The 22026-nt window shown below is 30.5% G+C and carries 16 protein-coding genes, 1 rRNA gene and 1 other annotated feature (1 of these 18 only partly in view); of the genes, 4 read left to right on the top strand and 13 right to left on the bottom strand.

Translation table 11 applies throughout. From position 1 onward, the window contains the following. The 3 genes from CUEA01_RS23010 to CUEA01_RS23020 all read right to left on the bottom strand — a co-directional run. A 16S ribosomal RNA gene (locus CUEA01_RS23010) occupies positions 1-161 on the bottom strand; it reaches 1341 nt to the left of the window's first position. A gap of 721 nt (positions 162-882) precedes the next feature. After that, the gene (locus CUEA01_RS23015; protein ID WP_234124604.1) at positions 883-2076 is read right to left on the bottom strand and encodes a Y-family DNA polymerase; all 1194 of its coding nucleotides are present in this window, start codon (positions 2074-2076) and stop codon (positions 883-885) included. Between the two features lie 73 nt (positions 2077-2149). Continuing rightward, positions 2150-2881: an NAD-dependent protein deacylase gene (locus CUEA01_RS23020; RefSeq protein ID WP_234124606.1), complete on the bottom strand. Its 732-nt coding sequence runs from the start codon at positions 2879-2881 to the stop codon at positions 2150-2152. A 161-nt stretch (positions 2882-3042) separates the two neighbouring features. Between CUEA01_RS23020 and CUEA01_RS23025 the strand changes: the two genes are divergently transcribed. Then, complete coding sequence (locus CUEA01_RS23025; protein ID WP_234124607.1) at positions 3043-3255, top strand: hypothetical protein; 213 nt, start codon at positions 3043-3045, stop codon at positions 3253-3255. A gap of 111 nt (positions 3256-3366) precedes the next feature. On the opposite strand, the gene CUEA01_RS23030 is transcribed toward CUEA01_RS23025, so the two are convergent. From CUEA01_RS23030 to CUEA01_RS23050, 5 genes are all read right to left on the bottom strand, one after another. After that, positions 3367-4764, bottom strand: a complete 1398-nt coding sequence (locus tag CUEA01_RS23030) for an aspartate ammonia-lyase (protein WP_234124608.1) — start codon at positions 4762-4764, stop codon at positions 3367-3369. 535 nt (positions 4765-5299) lie between these two features. Continuing rightward, positions 5300-6964, bottom strand: coding sequence for a 2-isopropylmalate synthase (leuA, locus tag CUEA01_RS23035; protein WP_234124609.1), 1665 nt, complete (start codon positions 6962-6964; stop codon positions 5300-5302). A 68-nt stretch (positions 6965-7032) separates the two neighbouring features. Next, positions 7033-7365: a binding site (T-box leader), on the bottom strand. 316 nt (positions 7366-7681) lie between these two features. Further along, positions 7682-9538, bottom strand: a complete 1857-nt coding sequence (locus CUEA01_RS23040) for an APC family permease (protein ID WP_234124610.1) — start codon at positions 9536-9538, stop codon at positions 7682-7684. Between the two features lie 193 nt (positions 9539-9731). Next, complete coding sequence (locus CUEA01_RS23045; RefSeq protein WP_234124611.1) at positions 9732-10148, bottom strand: acyl-CoA thioesterase; 417 nt, start codon at positions 10146-10148, stop codon at positions 9732-9734. 23 nt (positions 10149-10171) lie between these two features. Then, a complete protein-coding gene (locus CUEA01_RS23050) occupies positions 10172-11143 on the bottom strand; it encodes a LacI family DNA-binding transcriptional regulator (protein ID WP_234124612.1) in 972 nt (323 codons plus the stop codon). A 367-nt stretch (positions 11144-11510) separates the two neighbouring features. Here CUEA01_RS23050 and gtfA point away from each other — a divergent pair, with 367 nt between their 5' ends. Next, on the top strand, positions 11511-12980 hold the full coding sequence (gene gtfA, locus CUEA01_RS23055) for a sucrose phosphorylase (RefSeq protein WP_234124613.1): 1470 nt from the start codon (positions 11511-11513) through the stop codon (positions 12978-12980). A 104-nt stretch (positions 12981-13084) separates the two neighbouring features. Here the strand turns inward: gtfA and CUEA01_RS23060 are convergent, their stop codons facing one another. From CUEA01_RS23060 to CUEA01_RS23080, 5 genes are all read right to left on the bottom strand, one after another. After that, positions 13085-14041: a carbohydrate kinase family protein gene (locus CUEA01_RS23060; protein ID WP_234124615.1), complete on the bottom strand. Its 957-nt coding sequence runs from the start codon at positions 14039-14041 to the stop codon at positions 13085-13087. Positions 14042-14057: 16 nt separating this feature from the next. After that, positions 14058-15740 (bottom strand): glycoside hydrolase family 13 protein, encoded by a 1683-nt coding sequence (locus tag CUEA01_RS23065; RefSeq protein WP_234124617.1) that lies wholly within the window; start codon positions 15738-15740, stop codon positions 14058-14060. A gap of 16 nt (positions 15741-15756) precedes the next feature. Next, positions 15757-16584, bottom strand: a complete 828-nt coding sequence (locus CUEA01_RS23070) for a carbohydrate ABC transporter permease (RefSeq protein WP_234124619.1) — start codon at positions 16582-16584, stop codon at positions 15757-15759. Then, positions 16584-17477, bottom strand: coding sequence for a carbohydrate ABC transporter permease (locus CUEA01_RS23075; RefSeq protein WP_234124621.1), 894 nt, complete (start codon positions 17475-17477; stop codon positions 16584-16586). The genes CUEA01_RS23070 and CUEA01_RS23075 overlap by 1 nt, the downstream gene beginning before the upstream one ends. A 246-nt stretch (positions 17478-17723) precedes the next feature. Beyond that, positions 17724-19019, bottom strand: coding sequence for an ABC transporter substrate-binding protein (locus CUEA01_RS23080; RefSeq protein WP_234124623.1), 1296 nt, complete (start codon positions 19017-19019; stop codon positions 17724-17726). A gap of 355 nt (positions 19020-19374) precedes the next feature. On the opposite strand from CUEA01_RS23080, the gene CUEA01_RS23085 reads away from it, so the two are divergent. Further along, a complete protein-coding gene (locus CUEA01_RS23085; protein WP_234124625.1) occupies positions 19375-20853 on the top strand; it encodes a glycoside hydrolase family 32 protein in 1479 nt (492 codons plus the stop codon). A gap of 174 nt (positions 20854-21027) precedes the next feature. Then, entirely contained in the window at positions 21028-21789 is a 762-nt protein-coding gene (locus tag CUEA01_RS23090) for a hypothetical protein (RefSeq protein ID WP_234124627.1), read from the top strand. The last annotated feature ends 237 nt before the right edge of the window (positions 21790-22026 follow it).

Consider the following 22026-nt stretch of genomic DNA (forward strand, 5'->3'; position numbering starts at 1 on the left):
GGTATTAATCTTCCTTTCGGAAGGCTATCCCCCATTGTGAGGCAGGTTGCCCACGTGTTACTCACCCGTCCGCCGCTAGGAACCGAAGTTCCTCGCTCGACTTGCATGTGTTAAGCACGCCGCCAGCGTTCGTCCTGAGCCAGGATCAAACTCTCAATTTAAAAGTTTGATTTAAGCTCATTCGCTTATATTATTAAATAGAATAAATTCTATTCAAAAGAATTGCTGGTTTACTTAATTCTATCTCTGTTTAATTTTCAAAGTTCAATGTGCTGTCATCTGACAGCTTTTATATCTTATCACTTTCATTCCATCTTGTCAACTACTTTTTTAATTTGTTTTAAAGTTTTGTTTTTCAAGATTTCAGTGATTTGTTATCGCTCACTTGCGACGTTTAATATAGTAACATATTTATTATAGTTGTTCATATTGAAACTCTCCATTATGTTAAAATAATTTCACTTTACTTATTATATAATTGAAATACTTCATTTTACTTATGCAGATACTCTAGGAAATGTTTAACGGCAAAATACCATTTCAACTTACAATTTGTCGAGGAGAAGCCAAAGTACAAAGTACAGAGTACAAAGTACAATGAAGGAGGATTTTTCTCCGCTATCGCTGCGAAAAAATCTGAAAACTTATTTTCTTTATTGCTGCGCAATCGCGCCATTGATGGCGCTCAGCGAAGCTGGCATTATATAAGTTCTAAGATTTACCTGAACAGCGTTTATTAATATACAAAGTTTTATTGCACTGCTATTGAAAGTAACTCTACTAAGGTTAAAGAACCTACATGGGCTTTACGCCCAAACCCCTAGTATGTGTATCCTTCTTTGTACTCTGTACTTTGTACTCTGCTCTAAAACTTCATCTATACTATTTTTTTATGAATGATGATCTTTTTACAACTTCCACTCCGTACTTTTCTCTTAATAAATCGATAGTTTTGTCCAAAGCCTTGTTTTTATCTTCATCTTTATTTTCATTTTCAAATAATGACATTTGCTTAATTTCACTATCACATAATCCGGAAAGCTGAACTCCTAAAAGTCTTATAGGTTCTTTTTTCCACATTTCTTTAAATATTTCGTTAGAAACTTCAATAATGCTATTTGTACAATTAGTAGGAGTTTTAAGTTTTTTCTGGTGTGAATAATTTTTGAAATTATTAGTTCTTATGGTTACTGATACAAAGCTGCAACATTTATTAGTTTTTCTAAGTCTAAATGCAACTGTTTCACAAAGTTCCATAAGCACGTTTCGTATATCATCTATTCTAGTAAGATCTTCAGAAAGAGTAGTTGAATTGCTTATATTCTTTATTTCTTCTACATTGTGATTAATGCTAGAATTATCAATTCCATTTGCATATTCCCATATCAATCTTCCATAACTTTTAAACTTATTAACCAATATATCCACATCAAAGCTCGCAAGTTCACCTATATTGTGGATAAATAATTTATTTAATTTTTCCTTTCCGCTTCTCCCTACCATAAATAAATCCCCAACAGGAAGCGGCCACATCTTAGTTTTTATTTCATTTCTATACAAGGTATTAACCTTATCTGGTTTTTCAAGCTCCGATGCCATTTTAGCAAGAAGTTTATTTGTAGATATTCCTACATTTACAGTAAAACCAAGTTCTTTTCTCACCTTTGCTTTAATTTTATATGCAAATTCAGTTGCTTCTGACTCACTTATATCGTTAGTTAAATCCATGAAACATTCATCAATAGAATACTGCTCAATAAACGGTGTGTATTCTCTTAATAATCCCATTAAATTTTTACTACATTTTTGATAAACACTAAAGGATGGCTTAAAAACTAAAATTTCGGGACATTTTTTTCTTGCAGAGTACAAACTTTCTCCTGTAACAATTCCATATTTTTTTGCAGGTGTTGATTTTGCAAGTACAACTCCATGCCTTGCTTCTTCATCCCCTCCTATAACTGAAGGAATATTTCTTATATCTATTTTTTCACCATTATTTAATTTGTCAACTGCCGTCCAGGAAAGGAAAGCAGAATTTACATCAACATGAAAAATAATTCTATCCTTTTTCATAAATCCTCTCTATTAGGCATATTAAAAAAAATAATAAGCCCAAAGTTGGACTTGTTATTTTCTTTAAGATGCCTTATTCAATTACACTTTTTAATACCTTGCCTATGCTATCATCTATAATTAAATCAGCATCTTTATCATAAGGCGTAGTAGATTTATTTATTAAAACTAGTTTACTCCCACTAAAATATCTTATTAAACCAGCAGCAGGATATACCACAAGTGAGGTTCCCCCAACTATTAACACATCTGCCTGCCTTATATATTGAACTGTTTTGTTTATTACTTCATTATCAAGACCTTCTTCATATAAAACAACATCCGGTCTTATCATTCCACCACATTCATCACATTTAGGAATACTACTATTGCTATTTACCACATAATCCAAATCAAAATGTTTACCACAACTTAAACAATAGTTTCTATGAACAGACCCATGCAATTCTAAAACATTTTTTGACCCTGCTGCTTGATGCAAACCATCAATGTTTTGTGTTATAACCGTCTTAACTTTCCCCCTTTTCTCGAGTTCAGCTAAAGCATAGTGAGCTGCATTTGGCTTAGCGTCTTTAAATATCATTTTTGCCTTATAAAATTCAAAAAAATCTTCCGGATGATTTTTAAAAAAAGTATGGCTTAACATAACTTCTGGTTGATATGAATAATTATTTTTAGTTTTGTACAAACCCGTTTCGGATCTAAAGTCAGGTATATTGCTTTCTGTTGAAACCCCAGCTCCACCAAAGAACACTATATTAGAGCTGTCATTGACTATTTTTTTTAGCTCATCTATTTTATCCAAACTAACATCTCCTAACAAAATTATTCTATTTAATTACATTCTAGCACAATAAATAAGATTTAAAAGTGCATTATATTAATTGTATATGCTTTACAGGTACGCTATAATGTATTCATACTATTTATTAACAGTAACTTAAGTAAAAATTGGAGGTGCACGTATTGATAAAAAAAATAAGAACTAGCCTCATTTCTTCCTTTGGCGAAACAGTAGGATTCCCGATTAGCACACTATTTGCTGGACTCATACTATTTATTAATTTTATAAATAGAAATAGCTTATCCAGCAGAATAATGTTAGGTTTTTCTATTCTTATTTTTATAGCAGGTATAGCTTGGCTCATATCACTATATAAATTAAAAAATAAAGTATAAATTATATTTTTTAAAACAAAAGAACACCCTAAAAAAAGATGTTCTAAATTTTCACTAACATTACTTACAAAAATAATCAAAGTAGTTACTCCCCAACTCTAGTATATAAAATTACCTTCCCACTATTCCTGGACTAGTCATATTAAGAGGATTTATTAAATCATTTAATTCCTTTTCCTTTAATATTCCCTCGCTAAGAATTATTTTTCTTACGGATTCCCCAGTTTTTATAGCTTGTTTTGCTATTTTTGCAGCTGATTTATAGCCAACATATGGACAAATCGCTGTGACTATGCCAACACTGTTATTTACAAGCTCACTGCACCTTTCTCTATTTGCAGTTATTCCCACGATACAATTATCAACAAAAGTATCAATTCCATTTGTAAGTGTTTCTAAGGATTGAAATAAATTATAGAATATAACTGGCTCAAAAGCATTCAGTTCAAGTTGTCCAGCTTCTACAGCCATCGTGACAGTAACATCATTTCCTATTATATTAAAAGCTATTTGATTTATAACCTCAGGTATTACTGGATTAACCTTCCCCGGCATTATTGACGAACCATTTTGTTTAGCAGGAAGATTTATCTCCCCCAAGCCAGTCCTAGGTCCGGATGACATTAATCTTAAATCATTTGCGATTTTAGATAAGTTCACTGCACATGTTTTTATAATCCCCGAAATTAGAGCAAAGCCATCCAAGTTTTGAGTTCCATCAATTAAATCTTGAGATTGATACAATTTCAATTTTGTAATCTTCGAAAGTTCGGGTACTATTTTACATACATATTCTTCATCTGCATTAATTCCAGTACCTATTGCCGTTCCCCCTATATTAACTACCTCCATTTCTTCTTTTGCTCTTTCGATTCTTGCTGCATCTCTCCTTATAACAGCACTATATGCTTTAAATTCCTGACCAAGAGTAATTGGAACTGCATCTTGAAGCTGTGTTCTTCCCATTTTTATAACATCTTTAAATTCTTCAGCTTTGTTATCTAATGCTTCACTTAATTCTTTCAACTTTTCAACAACTCTTGCTATTAATTTTAAGGCAGTTATTTTACCAGCTGTCGGTATAACATCATTAGTTGATTGTCCCATATTTACATGATCATTTGGACTTACAATATCATATCTTCCTTTTTCTCCACCTAATAATTCTATCGCTCTATTTGCTATCACTTCATTGGCATTCATATTTATTGATGTTCCTGCTCCGCCTTGAATTGGATCTATAATAAAATCTTCTCTAAATTTTCCTTCTATTATCTCATTACAAGCTTCAATTATTGCCTCTGCAAGTTTATTTTCTAATAACCCAATCTCATTATTTGTAATTGCAGCAGCTTTTTTTATTTCCGCAATACTTGTTATAAATTCTGTGTTTAATTTTAGAGTTGTAATTCTAAAGTTATTTGCCCCTCTTAAAGTTTGAACCCCATAATACACATCCTTTGGCACCCTTGCTTCACCTATAGAATCACTTTCAATTCTAAAATCCATTAAAATTCCCTCCTAAAATAAAGTCTAAATTTATGATGCATAACTTGCACATATATTTGCAAGTTATTATTCTTTCAAAACTGCATCGTCCATTTTTTTACATATGCTTTTCTTTGTTTTTACACTTTTGAGATATATCAATATATTTTTGCTGTTTTATTATTTTACACAGCTACATATTAACATATTATTAAAAACAAGTCTATATGTGACTTGAACGAATTCCTTCATTTTAGATGGTACAATTTTAAATTATGACTAAATTCATATAACAATAATTCACCAATATATTTATTAACATTTTGAGCATTCATTTTTCAGTAAATTCAGAATAATTTTAATGTATTCTTATACCCCTTATTCCAAGAAATGCACATATAATTCACACCAGTATTGTTTTTGAGAAAATAGCAAAAAAGTAACTTAAAAACAAACGAACTGTCAAAAATATTACTTGATAATTATTTTTTGACAGTTCGTTTATTAAATAATTCAATAAATTAATATAAATTTTTTTTTAATTTCACATATATTCTTATATACATCTATTTAGTGCACTTATCAACGCATTAAGTGATGCTGTATCTATATTGTCCGATATGCCAACTCCATAATATCTTTTACCTTTAGCTTCTATTTGTATATATGCTACAGCCTTTGAATGTGAACCTACATTAAGGGCATGCTCATCATAAGATATAAACTTGCAACAATTTATGTTATTTGAATGTAATGCATTAAAGAACGCATCTACAGGTCCATTACCAATGCCCTCTATTTTCTTATTCACATCATTAATTGATATTAAAGCTTCAATGTCAACCGAATTTTCATCATTCTCTACATTTTGAACGGAATGAAGTTTATAATTTTTTAAACAATATGGTTCTTTTCTATCAAGGTATTCACTTTTAAAAAACTCAAATATTTGCTTAGGTGTAAGTTCTATTCCAAGTTCATCGGATTTTGCCTTTATTACTTTTCCAAACTCTGGGTGCATAGCCTTTGGAAGTATAAACCCGAAATCACTTTCCATTATATATGCAGTTCCGCCTTTTCCTGATTGACTATTTATACGGATTATTTCTTCATATTCCCTACCTAAGTCATGCGGGTCAACTGGGATATATGGCACTTCCCAATACGGATTATTCTCTTCCTTGATTACATGAAGTCCCTTTCTTATGGCATCTTGGTGTGATCCTGAAAACGCCGTAAATACAAGCTTACCTGCATACGGATGACGTTCATGAACATTCATTTTTGTGCATTCTTCATATACTTCAACTACATTATTTAAATCTGAAAAATCAAGTTCAGGATTTATTCCCTCTGAATACATATTAAGTGCCATTGTCATTATATCAAGATTTCCCGTTCTCTCACCATTTCCAAATAATGTTCCCTCAATTCTATCTGCTCCAGCTAAAATTCCAAGTTCACTGGCAGCAGTACAAGTTCCTCTATCATTATGAGTATGTAGACTCACTATAACACTTTCCCTGCTTTTTAAATTCTTGCAAAACCATTCTATTTGATCTGCATATACATTAGGTGTAGCCATTTCTACAGTTGCTGGTAAATTAATAATAGACTTATTAGCAGTTGTAGGTTTCCATACCTCAAGTACAGCCTCGCAAATTTCAAGTGCATATTCAAGTTCTGTACCTGTAAAACTCTCTGGTGAATATTCAAAAGTAAACTTAGTCTCAGGATATTTATCCTTATACTTATTAAGGAGTTCTGCTCCATAAACAGCTATATCAATTATTTCTTTTTTCCCTTTATTAAATACAACTTTTCTTTGAAGCACTGATGTAGAATTATACAAGTGGACAATTGCGTTTTTAACCCCACGAAGAGCCTCAAAGGTTTTTTCTATTAAGTTCTCCCTAGCCTGTGTTAATACCTGTATAGTTACATCATCTGGTATCATATTCTCCTCTATCAATGTTCTTAAAAAATTATATTCCGTATTTGAAGCTGAAGGAAATCCAACCTCTATTTCTTTGAACCCCAAATCTACAAGCAAATTAAACATTTTTATTTTTTCATCTACATTCATTGGCACTGGCAAGGATTGATTTCCATCTCTTAAATCAACGCTGCACCATATTGGTGCCTTTTCAATTTCTTTATCAGGCCACTCACGATTTTTAATATTGACCTTTGGATACTTTTTATACTTTTTATAATTCATTTAAATAGCCCCCTTATCAATCTACTCTTACTCTTTTTTAAATAAAAAAGCCCCAATCTCTAATACATTCTAGAGACGAGGCTAACCCGCGGTACCACTCCAATTAACTTTAGTTAAAAAGTTCACTTTTCAATGGCACTAAGACCATCTATCCACATAACGGTGGAATTCCGTTCTACCCTACTAAAGATAAACCATCGTGAAACTTAAAATTTATTTGTACCAAAATGCCATCTTCTAGGCATTATGGTTCACATGAATTTTAATAGTTGAACTGGTATATCTAAAAGTTCAGGAGACCGCTCACAGACGAGTTCAGAATATAAAAATTACCGCATCACAGCTACCACGGCTCTCTGAAACTTTTATTGATTCCTACTACTTCTGATCATTGCAGTTTTATCGATATATTTAAGTTATTGCTATTTTACTATACTAAATTTTCAAAGTAAATATAAAAATATTCAAAATATTAATTTAATTTTTTTGAGATTATTTTTTGATAATTCATTATTAACTAGTTTGTTTTTTTGCTTTGTTCTAAACCTAACTATTTTTTACGGCAACAATAAGACCATCCCCTACAGGTAAAAGTGTACTTTTTAACTCTTTGCAGTTTACAACTAAATTATTAAATTGCTCATTATATTCTATAAATATTGCAAAAAACAAAATAGAGTAAAGAAAATTAAGTATTTCTTCACTCTATTCTAAACTTTATTTTACATCCAAATGATATGGATACATTGCAACTACTATATTATCATATTTAAGTAAGGATTCTCTCAATATCAATCCTGTATGATTGTGTAGGAATTGTCCTGCCCATCCACTAGTCATAAATTGAGGTAAAATAACAGTTATCTTTTCATTTTGATCAGCTGCTTTTGATATTACTCCAATGTACTCAACAAGAGGAGTGATTATAGCTCTATATGGTGAATACTTTGAAACAAGTAGTATATCTGTATCAAGTTCTTCCCATCTCCCTTTAAGCTTATCAATATATTCCTTATTAGGTGAAACATTAAGTGCAATTACATCTGGTGTTATACTTCTTGCATATTTTAATGCACCCAAAGTTGCTTTGTTTAAACTTGAAATAGGAACTACTATTACGTGATCAAAGTGTTTACCAAGATCACAATTTATAATTTCTTCTTCAGTAGTTCTAAGTCCGTCTGCAACCTTATTATAGTGTTTTTTAATACTCATCATCATAAATGCAATTATTGGAATAAGTATTACTACAACCCAAGCACCTTCAATAAATTTTCCACCCATTATTACTCCTGCTGTTACAAGTGTCATTATTGATCCAAAACCATTAATAATTTTACCTTTAGTCCTTCCAGGTGCATCAGATTTTTGCCAGTGGATTACCATACCTGCTTGTGCTAAAGTAAATGATATAAAAACTCCAACTGAATATAAGTTTATAAGTGCATCCGTGCTTGCTTTAAATATTAATGTAAGAACACAGGCAATAACTGTTAAAAATACAATTCCATTTGAATAGCTTAATCTTTTTCCTCTAGTAGAAAAGCTTCGTGGCATATATCCATCCCTTGCCATTACAGACATAAGCATTGGAAAGCCTGTGAAGGCAGTATTACATGCCATTAAAAGTATGATTGCTGTAGTAAATTGTATTACATAGAACATAAAATTATAACCACCAAATACGCCATAAGCAATTTGAGCTAATACAGTTACTTTAGTATTCTCAATATATACAGCATGGTAAAATCTGGCAAGTATTGACGTTCCTCCAAATATAAAAAATATAGTTCCTGTAAGTAAACACATTACCTTTATGGCATTTTTCTGACTTGGTTCTTTAAAATTTGGCACTGCATTACTTACAGCTTCAATTCCAGTTAAGGCAGAACATCCTGAAGAAAATGCCCTTAAAATTAAAAATAAGCCTATTTGTCCACCCATTTTAAGATTATCATGAAGCATCGGTGCTGGTGCTCCATAAATTGCATATTTTATAAGTCCATATACAATCATAAAAAGCATACTAAAAATAAATAAATATGTAGGGATACTAAATATCCTTGAAGACTCGCCAACCCCTCTTAAGTTTAAAATTGTAAGTATAATTATAAGCCCAATTACCATTTCAACTTTATGCGTATATAGACCAGAAAAAGCTGGTATAGATATTACTGCTGCAACACCAGCACTGGCACTAACTGCAACTGTTAAAATATAATCTAGGAGCAGCGCGGCACCTGCAACAAGTCCAGCATTAACGCCTATATTTTCTTTTGCAACTATATAAGCTCCGCCACCATGTGGATATTCCTTTATTATCTGCGTATAGGATATTGTAAGTACAAAAAGTAAAACTATTATTGCAATTGAAATATAACCAAGGTATTCATAAGAAAGCATTCCTATTGCTGGTATTAAAACTAGTAGCACTTCCTGCGCTGCATAAGCTACTGATGAAACAGCATCGCTTGCCATTACAGCAAGACCAAAAGGCACATTATATTTTTCACTACCACTTTGTTCATTTGCCAATGGCTGACCAATGAGTATGTCAAGAAACTTTTTTAACATTTTATTCCTCCTTAGTGATATATATGTATCTAATTAATTATATTATATTTAAAAAGAATATCAATCTATATTCTTTAATATTTTTAACTTTTATAAAAAATGAGATATAGGTTAAAAATATTAACAAAAATTAATTTTATGCCAATATTTTTAGCATAAAATGAAATTTTGTAATCACTTTTATATCACTTTTTCATTCTAACTTAATTAATTTGTTCCAAAGCTCGCCATATTTTTTCTTAAGGTTGACTATTTTAAATGCGTTTTTATCAACAAATGTCTGTGTTGTTTCTCCTTCAGCTATAAGTTTACTGTCCTTTTCTCTTATTACTTTATATTGAAGCAATACTTTAACAGGACTAAGTTCCTTCAAGGAAGTCTCAATCAAAAGTTCATCTGCATAAGTTGCTCCTTCATGATATTTGCATCGCGTTTCCACAAGCGGCATCATTATGCCCATTTCTTCCATATCTTTATATTGAATACCTGCTTTTCTTATAAAGTCCTCTCTTGCAACCTCAAAATAAATATAATAATTTGAGTGATATACTATTCCCATCTTATCAGTTTCTGCATATCTAACTTTAATCTTGGTACTACTTTTAAACATATTCTCTCCTGCTTTCATTTTTTTTATGTAGTTTTGCGTTCTATCAATTCTATAGGTAAAATATTTTCTATTTTTACATCTTTACCGTTAATCTCATCTATGAGAAGCTTTACAGCCATTTCACCCATTTGTCTTAATGGCTGCCTAATTGTAGTTATCTGTGGAACAATTAGAGAAGCAATATCAGTATCATCATACCCTACTATCTTTAATTCTTCTGTTATTTTCTTTCCAATAGAATCAGCTACTTGAATAATTGATGCTGCTATAATATCACTACTTGCAAATATACCATCTATATCAGGATGCTCATCAAACATCTTTTGTACTAACTTTATATAATTTTCAAAAGTATCTAACTTTGTTTGCTTTATTACATAATCTATATTATTTTCTTTCACAACATCCATAAATGCAACATATCGTTTATTAGCAGGTGTATTAAGTTCAAGTGGTCCACTTATATGTGCCAGTTTTTTACACCCCTTTGTAATTAAAAGTTTTGTAGCTAAAAATCCACCTTTGTAATTATCAGATGTTATAAAAGGTATGCTTTCAGAAATATTTCTATCAAAAGTGATTATAGGTAATTTATGATTTAAATATTCAGCTGTTTCAAGTGTATGACTGCCCATTATTATCCCGTCTACTTGATTTCGTCTAAGCATATTAATATAATCTTTTTCCTTAATTTTATCTTTATATGAATTGCACAATAATATCTTATATCCATTTTCATACGCATAATATTCTATATAATTAGCAAGTTTAGCAAAAAAAGGATGTGATACATCTGGAATTATAAGTCCTATTATATTAGATTTCTTTCTATACAAAGATCTTGCTACTTCATTAGGTTCATAGTTAAGTTTTTTCATAGCATCTTCAACATTTTTTCTCGTTTCTTTGCTTATATATCCTCTATTATTAAGTACTCTCGAAACAGTTGTAACAGCTACACCTGCTAATTGTGCTACGTCCTTAATTGTTGACATAAAAACACTCCTTAAAATTAGTTAAATTACACCTAAATTATATAATAATGAAATAAACTTGTCTATGAGAATATTGACATGAAGCCTTGCACTTAAATATTATTCTTACCGAGGTTTTCAAGTCTGTTTTTTTTTAAGCACCTGTTACCACCATTCTTTGTGATTAATTAATCTTTATCCCCAAATAATTGATTTAAAATATTAGATATTCATACTAATATTTCAGTTATTTTTCATAACATTGTCTTTAGATTCTAAGTATATATAATTTATGTCGTTTTAGATATGAAACCGGTTGACATATTCGTCTAAACAGCGTAGAATAATATTAGTAGGGTTTACAATTTTTAAAAGGAGGGTGTAAAATATGTCCGTAAAAAACAAGGTGCAACTTATTACCTATGCAGATTCCTTAGGTGGTGATTTAAAAACTCTCAATACAATTTTGGTGAAATACTTTTCCGATATCTGTGAAGGTGGAATTCACATTTTGCCTCCATTTCCTTCATCAGGTGACAGAGGATTTGCTCCACTTACGTATTTTGAAATAGATCCAAAATTCGGTACATGGAATGACATAGAAGCAATAGGTGAAAATTTTGATATATTAGTTGATTTAATGGTTAATCATATTTCTAGACAATCAATCTATTTTGAAGATTTTTTAAAAAAAGGTAGAAAATCTGAATATGCAGATTTATTCCTTACATTAGATAAGGTTTGGAAAGATGGGCAACCTGTTGAAGAGGATATAGAAAAAATGTTTCTTCGCAGAAAAGTGCCTTATTCTGTTTTCAATATAGAAGAAACCGGGAAAGAAGAAAAAGTGTGGACAAGTTTCGGAAAAGGCCAACAATCTGAACAAATAGATTTAGATATAAAATCCCAAAAAACAAAGCAACTAATTAAAGATTTCTTTAATAATTTTAGTAAACATAATATCAAAATAGTAAGGCTAGATGCTGTTGGATATGTTATAAAGAAACTTGGAACAAGTTGTTTTTTTGTTGAACCAGAAATATATGACTTCTTAGATTGGATTATTAAACTAGCAAATTCCTTTGGAATAGAACTACTTCCAGAGGTTCATTCACAATATGAAACTCAATACAAACTCGCAGAGCATGGTTTTTGGATTTATGATTTTATTTTACCGTATACTGTTCTTGATACACTTATAAATAAGTCAAGTGAAAAGCTTTGCAAATATCTAAAAGATCGTCCTAAAAATCAATTTACAACTCTCGATTGTCATGATGGTATTCCAGTAAAACCAGATATGGATGATCTTATTGATAGCAAAACTGCACAAAAAGTGGTAGATGTATGCATAAAAAGAGGAGCTAGTGTAAGTCATATTTTAACAGATAAGTATAAAGATAAAGATGGTTTTGACGTTCATCAGATTTTGTGTTCATATTACTCTGCTTTAGGCTGTGATGATGATGCATATATAGCTGCAAGAGCTATTCAACTTTTTGTACCTGGAATACCTCAAATATATTATGTTGGCTTGCTTGCAGGCGAAAATGATTACCAGCAAGCAAAAGAAACTGGAGAAGGCCGTGAAATTAATCGCCACAATTACACTGTAGATGAAATAGAAAAATCACTTCAAAGGGAAGTAGTTCAAAGACTATTAAAACTTATCAGACTTAGGAATGAATATGACGCATTTAATGGGGATTTTAAGGTTATAGATTCTCCTAATAATGAAATCAAACTTGCTTGGGATAAAGACGATAAAAAATGCAGCTTATTCATAGACTTAAAAACAAATAAGACTATAATAAACTATATTGATGATAACGGTAATACTGTTCAATATTTAGCTTAGTATTGATTTAAATAGACCATGTAAAATGAAAACACTAGTAGATTTGTGTAAGTAAATCTACTAGTGTTTTTTTGAATTAATCCAAAATGCTAAAGTAACAATATTTATAAATTATATATCTTTCTAATCTCTTCAAGTTCTGGAAGATTTGTCACAGCCCCAGTATACTTAAGCTTATAAGCACTCACTGCAAATCCAAGATCTAGTGCCTTTCTTATGTTGTATCCTTTTATAATCGCTGCATAAAATCCAGACCAAAATGCATCTCCAGCCCCTGTGGTATCCACAACATCGGTTGCTAAAGTATTAAACTTTATAGTTTCAACTCCATTTGAAGCTATTGCTCCATCTTTGCCAAGTGTCATTACTACAAGCTTCGCACCAAGTTTAAGAAATTTACTTACTTGATTTTCAGGTGTATCACTTCCAAATATTCTCTCTGCATCATCTTCTGATGGTTTTACAATATCAACTTTATTAATTATATCTTTTACATATTCTATTCCATTTTCACTCTTATCCCAAATCATTCTATGATAATTTGGATCAAAACCAATAATAATATTATTTTTTTTACACTCATCAATAATTTTAAATATGGTCTCTCTTGAACTTTTCCTTGAAATAGGCCAGCAAGAAAAATGCACAATCTTTGATTTCTTCACAATTTCAGATACTTTAGAATTAAAATTCAAATGATAGTCCGCTTCGCGATAAAATATTGGTACAGGAGTAGCTTTACTTTTAGTTACTAGAACTAAACTTGTTGAGTAGTCAACCATATCGATATACTCAGTATCAATGTTGGCATCCTTAAGTTTTTTTATCAAAAACTTTCCCAAATTATCATTTCCAACTGCTGAAATAACACATGAATTTATACCTAATTTTTTTACATTCATTGCTATATTAGCAGGTGACCCTCCAAAAAATTTATTATAAGTATCAGAATCAAATTCTTCACCATAATCTTGTGATATCATATCAATTAAAAGTTCTCCTACAGTAAGAACATCATTTTCTGTCTCTTTAAACATTATTTTATTTTCAAATTCGACCATTTTTTTCACCACTTTACTATTGAAGTATATAAACTTTGCATTCATACGGTTTCAATTTTATATTTTTTATTTCGCCATCATCCATATTATAATTTCCAATTACTGTTTTGAAGGAAGCATATTTAATATCTTCTGGCATACAAAACATTGGTTCATTTTTAGTAAAATTACATATAACAAGCAACTTTTTATCATCTAAAGTTCTTGTATATGCATATATCTCTTTATCATCTTCTAAAATTAAATCATATCTACCATAAACAACTATTTCATTTTCTTTTCTTATTTTTATTAATTTTCTATAGTAATTAAATATAGAATTTGGATCATTTATTTGATTTTCAACATTTATTTCCTTATATCTAGGGTTTATTTTTATCCATGGCTCAACCCCTGGTTTTGTAAATCCAGCATTTTCACTACCGCTCCATTGCATTGGAGTACGTGCATTATCTCTTGAAAGCTCATGAAGGTAATTCATAAAATCATCTTTATTTTTGCCTTTAATTTCAACTTCTTCTTTGTAGTGATTTATAGCCCCTATATCCCTATAATCTTTTATATCTTCAAAAGAAACATTTGTCATTCCAATTTCTTCACCTTGATATATATACGGAGTTCCCTGCTGCATATGAAGACATGTTCCTAACATTTTAGCTGACTTGTCCCAATAAGAGCCATCATCTCCAAATCTAGATACAACCCTAGGCTGGTCATGATTGTTCCAATAAAGGCTGTTCCATCCACCATTTTCAAGTCCTTTTTGCCATTTTGTAAATATATTCTTTAACTTTACTAAGTCAAATGGTTTTTTTATAAAACTTGATTCATCTCTATCAATATCCATATGTTCAAATTCAAATACCATATTTAGTTCTTTTCTATCTTCTCCGACATATTTCATAGCAATTTTCGGAGTTACAAGCGGTGTTTCACCAACCGTCATTATGTCATATTTACTTAAAACTTTTGCATTTAATTCACTAATATATTCATGAACTCTTGGTCCGTTCATTATTACAGAATCCTTATCGCCATAAAGGCTTCCCTCCGCTTTTACTCCATCTGGGAAGGTTTGATCTTTAGAAATCATATTTATAACATCCATTCTAAATCCGTCAATCCCCTTATCAAGCCAAAACATCACAATATCTTCAACTTCTTTTCTGACTTTAGGATTTTCCCAATTTAAATCCGGCTGTTTTTTTGAAAAGCAATGCAAATAATACATATCAGTGTTTTTATCATATTCCCAAGCAGATCCTGCAAAAGAACCACCCCAATTGTTTGGTTCTTTTCCATTTTTAGAATCCTTCCATATATAATAGTCTCTATATTCGTTATTTTTAGATTTCCTGCTTTCAACAAACCATCTATGTTCATCCGAAGTATGATTAACTACTAAATCCATTAAAATCTTTAAATCTCTTTTATGTGCCTCTTTAAGTAATTCGTTAAAATCATCCATACTCCCAAACTCATTCATTATGTCTCTATAATCACTTATGTCATACCCATTATCATCATTAGGAGATTTATATATAGGGCAAAGCCATATTACATTTGCCCCTAAAAATTTAACATAATCTAAATTTTCTATTATTCCCTTTAAATCTCCTACACCATCTTCATTTGTATCTTTAAAACTTCTTGGATATATTTGATAAACTACGCTTTCTTTCCACCACTTTTTCTGCATATAGCTCTCCTCCAAATTATTTTATAGATCCTTGAAGTACACCATTTATAATATGTTTTTGTAGGAATAGATAAACTACTATTACTGGTATAATAGTTAACATAAGTCCTGCCATTGACAAACCATAATCAACTGTATAAGTACCATAGAAATAATAAGTTGAAAGAGGTAATGTTCTTTCATTTGGAGCTACAAGAATTAGTGATGGTAACAAGAAGTCATTCCATATCCACAATATATCAAGTATTAATACTGTCATAGTTGTTGGTTTTAATAGTGGAAATACTACTTTCCAAAATGTTTGAAGCTGTGTGCATCCATCTATCATAGCTGCTTCCTCAAGTTCCTTAGGTATGCTCTTTATGAAGCCATGATACATAAATACAGCAAGAGCTACTCCAAATCCGAGATACATATATATTAGGGCCCATTTACTATTTAGCATGTGGATGGAACCATATATTTTAACAAGAGGTATCATTATTCCTTGAAAAGGTATTATCATAGATGCAACCATTATTAAGAAAATAGCATTGTTAAATTTCCATTTTTTCCTTGCAAGTACATATGCCGTCATAGATGAGAGAACAACTATAAGTAAAACACTACAAGTAGTTACTATTAATGAATTTACAAAGGCATGTACATAGTCCATTTTTTCAAATGCACTTACATAATTTGCAAGGCTTATTTTGCCTGGTGCTTTTAAAGGATTAATTAAAATTTCAGCATTTGTCTTAAATGAGTTAAATAAAACAAATAAAAATGGAACTAAATAAGCAAATAATAAAACTGCAAGAATAATTGTTTTTATAATACTTGACATAAACTTTTGCTTCTTCATTAGCTTTCCACCTCCATTTTTTTACTGAAATAAACTTGTATTATAGTTATACCTGCAACCATTAAGAACAAGAAAAATGCTTGAGCTTGTCCTACGCCATACTGTTGAGATAAAAATGCCTTCTGATAAACTGTCATTGCTACCATTTGAGTAGATCCATAAGGTCCTCCATTGGTAAGTGATAAGTTTACATCGTATATCATAAAACACCTTTGAAGGGACAAGAATATACATATGGTAAAAGACGGAATCATCATTGGGAGTATTATACTTCTCATTTTTCTGAAGCTAGTAGCTCCATCTATATCTGCTGCTTCCAATATATCTTTTGGCACTCCCATAAACCCTGCTATATAAATAATCATCATATATCCAGAATACTGCCATATTCCAACTATTACTAAAGTCCAGAATGCCTTTTTAGGATTAGCCAGCCATGAAGTTGAAAATATTGCTAGATGCAAATTTTTTCCTATATAAACAAGTACATTAGAAAAAATAAACTGCCATACATAACCAAGTAGTATACCTCCAATAAGATTAGGTGTAAAGAAACCACTCCTAAATAAATTTTGTGCTTTCACTCCACTTGTTAAAATGTATGCTAATAAAAATGCAATAACATTAGTTAAAATTACAGTAAAAAATACATACTTTAATGTTAATACGAATGATGCCCAAAATGCTTGGTCTTTAAAAACCGCTAAATAATTTTTAATTCCAACCATCGAGTGAGTGGCAGAAATACCATTCCAATCAGTAAAAGTTAAATAAATACCAAATAAAAACGGTAGTATGATTACAGTAAAAAATATAAAGGTAGTTGGTCCAGCAAATATTAAATATGTTTTTAATTTTCCAAGAAAACTTTTCTCCTGATTCACATTTACCATCCTTTCTTTTATAAAATTTAAGTATACTTCCAACAAAATTATTACTTTTAAAAAATGGAAAGGGCATTAAGCCCTTTTCGTTTTTTTAATTAATATAGGGTTACCGACTCAACTATTAAGTTATGCATGCCTCATAATGCCTAGAACATGGCATTTTGAAACATGTATAACTTAAGTTTCGGTGCGATAACCCTTTACTCACACCAAACGTAAACTTAATAAATATTTATACGCTATTTTAATAACTTATTTTACAGTTTTCCAGTATTCCTGAATTTCATTAGCTAAACCTGCTTTATCAAGTTTACCAGCAACATATTTTTGCATAGATGCTCCTACTTTTGTTCCATGGTCAGAAGGTAAAACTGCCATGAATTCTATTGTGCGTTTGCTATTTACATAGTCTTTTATTGATTTTGATAAAGGATCATTAGGTGTCATTGTTATATTCTTAAATGCAGGAATTACATTAGCTTTATTTACTAAAGCCTCTTGACCATCTTTGCTATAAACTAACCAATTTAAGAATTTCTCAGCAGCTGCCTGCTGATCTTTATTATTATCTACCTTGTCTATTCCTATATATTTTGTAACTCCTACTGCAATTCCATTATTACCATAATCAGAAGCATTGTTGCTTACAGGTACTGGTATAAATCCAAAGTCTGTGTTATCCCCTGCAAACTGCTTAATTTGTGGCCAAGCCCATTCTCCCATGAACCAGAAACCAACTTTTCCCTGTCCAATATATTGTTGATCTTTTTCATAAGTAGCTGATAACGGATCTGCTTTATCTATGTTATATTTCTTTAAAACATCCAAAGTATTTAGTATTCCATTATATTGCTTATTTTGAGTTAAGTTAACTTTTCCTGCCTTTAAATCATCTAAGAATTTAGCGTTTTCTTTAGGATCATTAGATTGTGTTCCATATACTGTTCCAAAGAAATGTGAGCCAAGTGACCAATCCATTGGTGAAAGAGCAACAGCTGATGCTCCTGTAGCTTGCACTTTTTGGAAAGCTTGTTCTAAATCATTTGTTGTTTTTATTGTCGTTGGATCTACCCCAGCTTTATCTAACACCTTTTTATTGTATATAATACCGTCACCCTCTACTGTAAGCGGAAATCCCATTATTTTTCCATCAAGTTTAACAGTATCAAGACTTCCGTCTTCTGCATCCTTAACCCATTTTTCACTTGATAAATCTAAAAATTTGTCTTTAAAACTAATAACATCACCTGGATCTACTATTGATAATGCTGGTGCATTCTGTGAAGAATACATTGTACTTAATTTTTGAAATGGTGACTGTCCAGTTGGACATGGAATAACATTTATTGTTATGTTGGGATTAGCCTTTGAAAATGTTTTTGCCGCATCTTCTAGTTGTGTTTCAATTTCACCTTTTGAATTCATCATACTTATTGTTACTTTTTTTGATGAACTTGATGAACTTGATTCACTAGTTCCACAACCCGCCAATAAACTACCTGTAACTGCAATTACGGCTATTAATGACAATATTTTTTTACATTTCATGTTTATTCCCCCTAAACTATTTTAATTGTTATCTTAGTTTAATTTTTTAAATATTCACTTGATGTTTTTATTATATACGTTTACATTTTATATGTCAACCGTTTTCATGTGCTTTTTTATAAATATTATTCGTTTACATATGTGCAATCATACATATATATGTTGTAAAATGATTGAAATATCTAAATTGACTGTCAATTATAATATAAAAAAGCATGTTAAAAAGGATGTCATTTCCATGGTACCGATTGACATATAAAAACGTTTACCATATAATATAAGTCAAAATATATAGCCGTAGTTTTCCTATTAAAAGATTTCTATTTTTAAATATTTAGCACGGAGGAAAAATAGTATGTTAAAAGAGTTTAAAATTGTAAAAGCTGAAGATGCTTTAAAAAAAGCGAGAAAAAATTTAAATAATCGTTATAGACTAGGATATCATATTATGGCACAAGCTAATTGGATAAATGATCCTAATGGATTAATTCAATATAAAGGAGAGTATCATGTATTTTATCAGCATCATCCTTATGATGAAAACTGGGGACCTATGCATTGGGGCCATGTAAAAAGTAAGGATCTTGTACATTGGGAGTATTGTCCAATTGCTTTAGCACCAGGAGATGGGTTCGACAAAGATGGATGCTTTTCAGGAAGTTCTGTTGATAATAATGGTGAATTAACATTAATCTATACAGGTCATAATTATATAGATAAAGAAAAGGATACTTTTTATGAAAATCAGAATATTGCTGTAAGTACCGATGGAATAAATTTTAAGAAATTAAATCAAAATCCAATTATAGCCAAGCCACCTGTTGATAGTCTCCACCATTTTAGAGATCCAAAGGTATGGAAGCATGATGATAAATGGTATATGGTATTAGGTAATGCTACTAAAGAAAATATAGGAAGAGCAATTTTATATATTTCAAAGGATTTGCGTAAGTGGGAATATGTTGGAGTACTTGCAACGAGTAATAGCGAACTTGGATATATGTGGGAATGCCCTGATTTCTTTGAGCTAGATGGAAAAAACGTATTAATATTTTCACCACAAGGTATAGATAAAAAAGGTGATTTATACTGCAATTTGCATCAAAATGGTTATTTAGTTGGAAAATATGATTATGAAAAAAATCAATTCACACATGGTTCATTTAAAGAACTAGATAATGGACATGATTTTTATGCAACTCAAACATTTTTAGATGATAAAGGGCGTAGAATTGCTATAGGTTGGATGGATATGTGGGAATCAGATATGATAACTAAACAAGATGGCTGGTGTGGAGCATTAACACTTCCACGTGTGCTTAGATTGGGGAAAAATAACAAGATTTTAATGAATCCTGTTGAAGAATTAAAAATGCTTCGCGAATCAGAATATAATGAATGTGTAAATAAGTATATATGTGATACTGAAAGTTATTTATCAAAATTAAATGATAAGTTAATAGAATTAAAAGTTGTATTTGATTTAAATGATTGTAATGCAAAATCTTTTGGTCTGAAATTTAAAGGAGTAAAAAAAGAAGAAACTTTATTAACTTACAATTCAGATGATCAAAAATTAGTACTTGACTGTTCTAAATGTGGAAAAGAAAAAGATGGAATTAGAAAATCTTCATTGGAAAAAACTTCAAAATTATTTTTACAAATATTTTTAGACAGATCATCTATCGAAATATTTGTAAATGATGGAGAAGCAACCCTTACAAGTCGCATTTATCCTAAAGAAGATATGTTGGAAGTTGAAGTCTTCGCCAAGAGTGGTGGTGTGAGAGTAGAAGAATTTACTTATTGGACTTTGGGTGATATTTGGAGATAGACTTCACAAGGAAATGTACATTAGAAGTATAATCATAAAAAACAATTCTAGTATTAATGTATTGATTTTATAAGTAAAATATAAAAAGATACTGATAAATTCCATTTTTTTGAAATGCATTGTTAATTTTATTTTATTGTGCTATCATATTGAATTGTAAGGTGGTGGTAATTTATGATTAATATAATACCTAATAGTCAAATCAGAAAAATAAATTATTACTGGCAAGACGTATTAGATTATAAACCTCAAGATAAAATTTCCAGCTCACAAGTAATTCCAGAAAGCTGTTTAAAAGGTTCAAATAAAATAATGATATTTCATATAAATAAAATATCATTCTTAAAAACTGATCCACTTTTATTTGATGATGTAAGCAATTTTATAAGCACACATTATTCATATAAAACAGTAAATGGGGATTGCTTTATTAAAAATTTTAAAGGCACTATATGCAAAAATGACACCATATACTTCTATTATCTTGCTGAAAACAATCTAATGCACGATACATTAGATTCAAATTACTTATTACGACTATTAACTCCTTCTGATGTAAGTTCTCTTAACAACTTAAAAAAATTATGTTCAAAAGCAGAACTGAAAATGTCCAATATAGATTTAACACAACCTGTTGTATTAGGTTGCTTTTATAAAAATAATTTAATTTGCGTATCAAGTTTAGAATTTTTGCAAAATGATATAGCAAACATAAAGGTTTTAATACATCCTGAATTCGAAAAGAATGGAATAGGAAAACTTACGCTTAAAGCCATATGTCAATATGGACTTTCTCAAAATAAAATTATCCAATACAAATTTTCTGAAACTGATACTTATTCAAAAATGATTGCCGAAACCTTGGGATTTAAATTGTATGTAATACAAGAAAACTTGGAAGTCGGAGGACAGAGTACAGAGTACAAAGTACAGTGAAGGTAAATTTTCTGCTAAGGCAGAAAATTTTAAAAATAAAAATTATGATGCTCAGCTTTGCTGTGAGCATCACCTTTTATATTATATTTAAAGTAGCTATCGCATAAAATTATTTTATGCACAAATCTTAAATATTGCGAACCATTATTCAGAGTACAACTGACAGAGTACAGAATACAGTGAAGGATGATTTTCTTCCGCCTTGCTACAGAAAATCTTATAACTTATTTTTTGATT

The sequence above is a fragment of the Clostridium hydrogenum genome (assembly GCF_021432385.1).
In the GTDB taxonomy this organism is placed as follows: Bacteria; Bacillota; Clostridia; order Clostridiales; family Clostridiaceae; genus Clostridium_S; species Clostridium_S hydrogenum.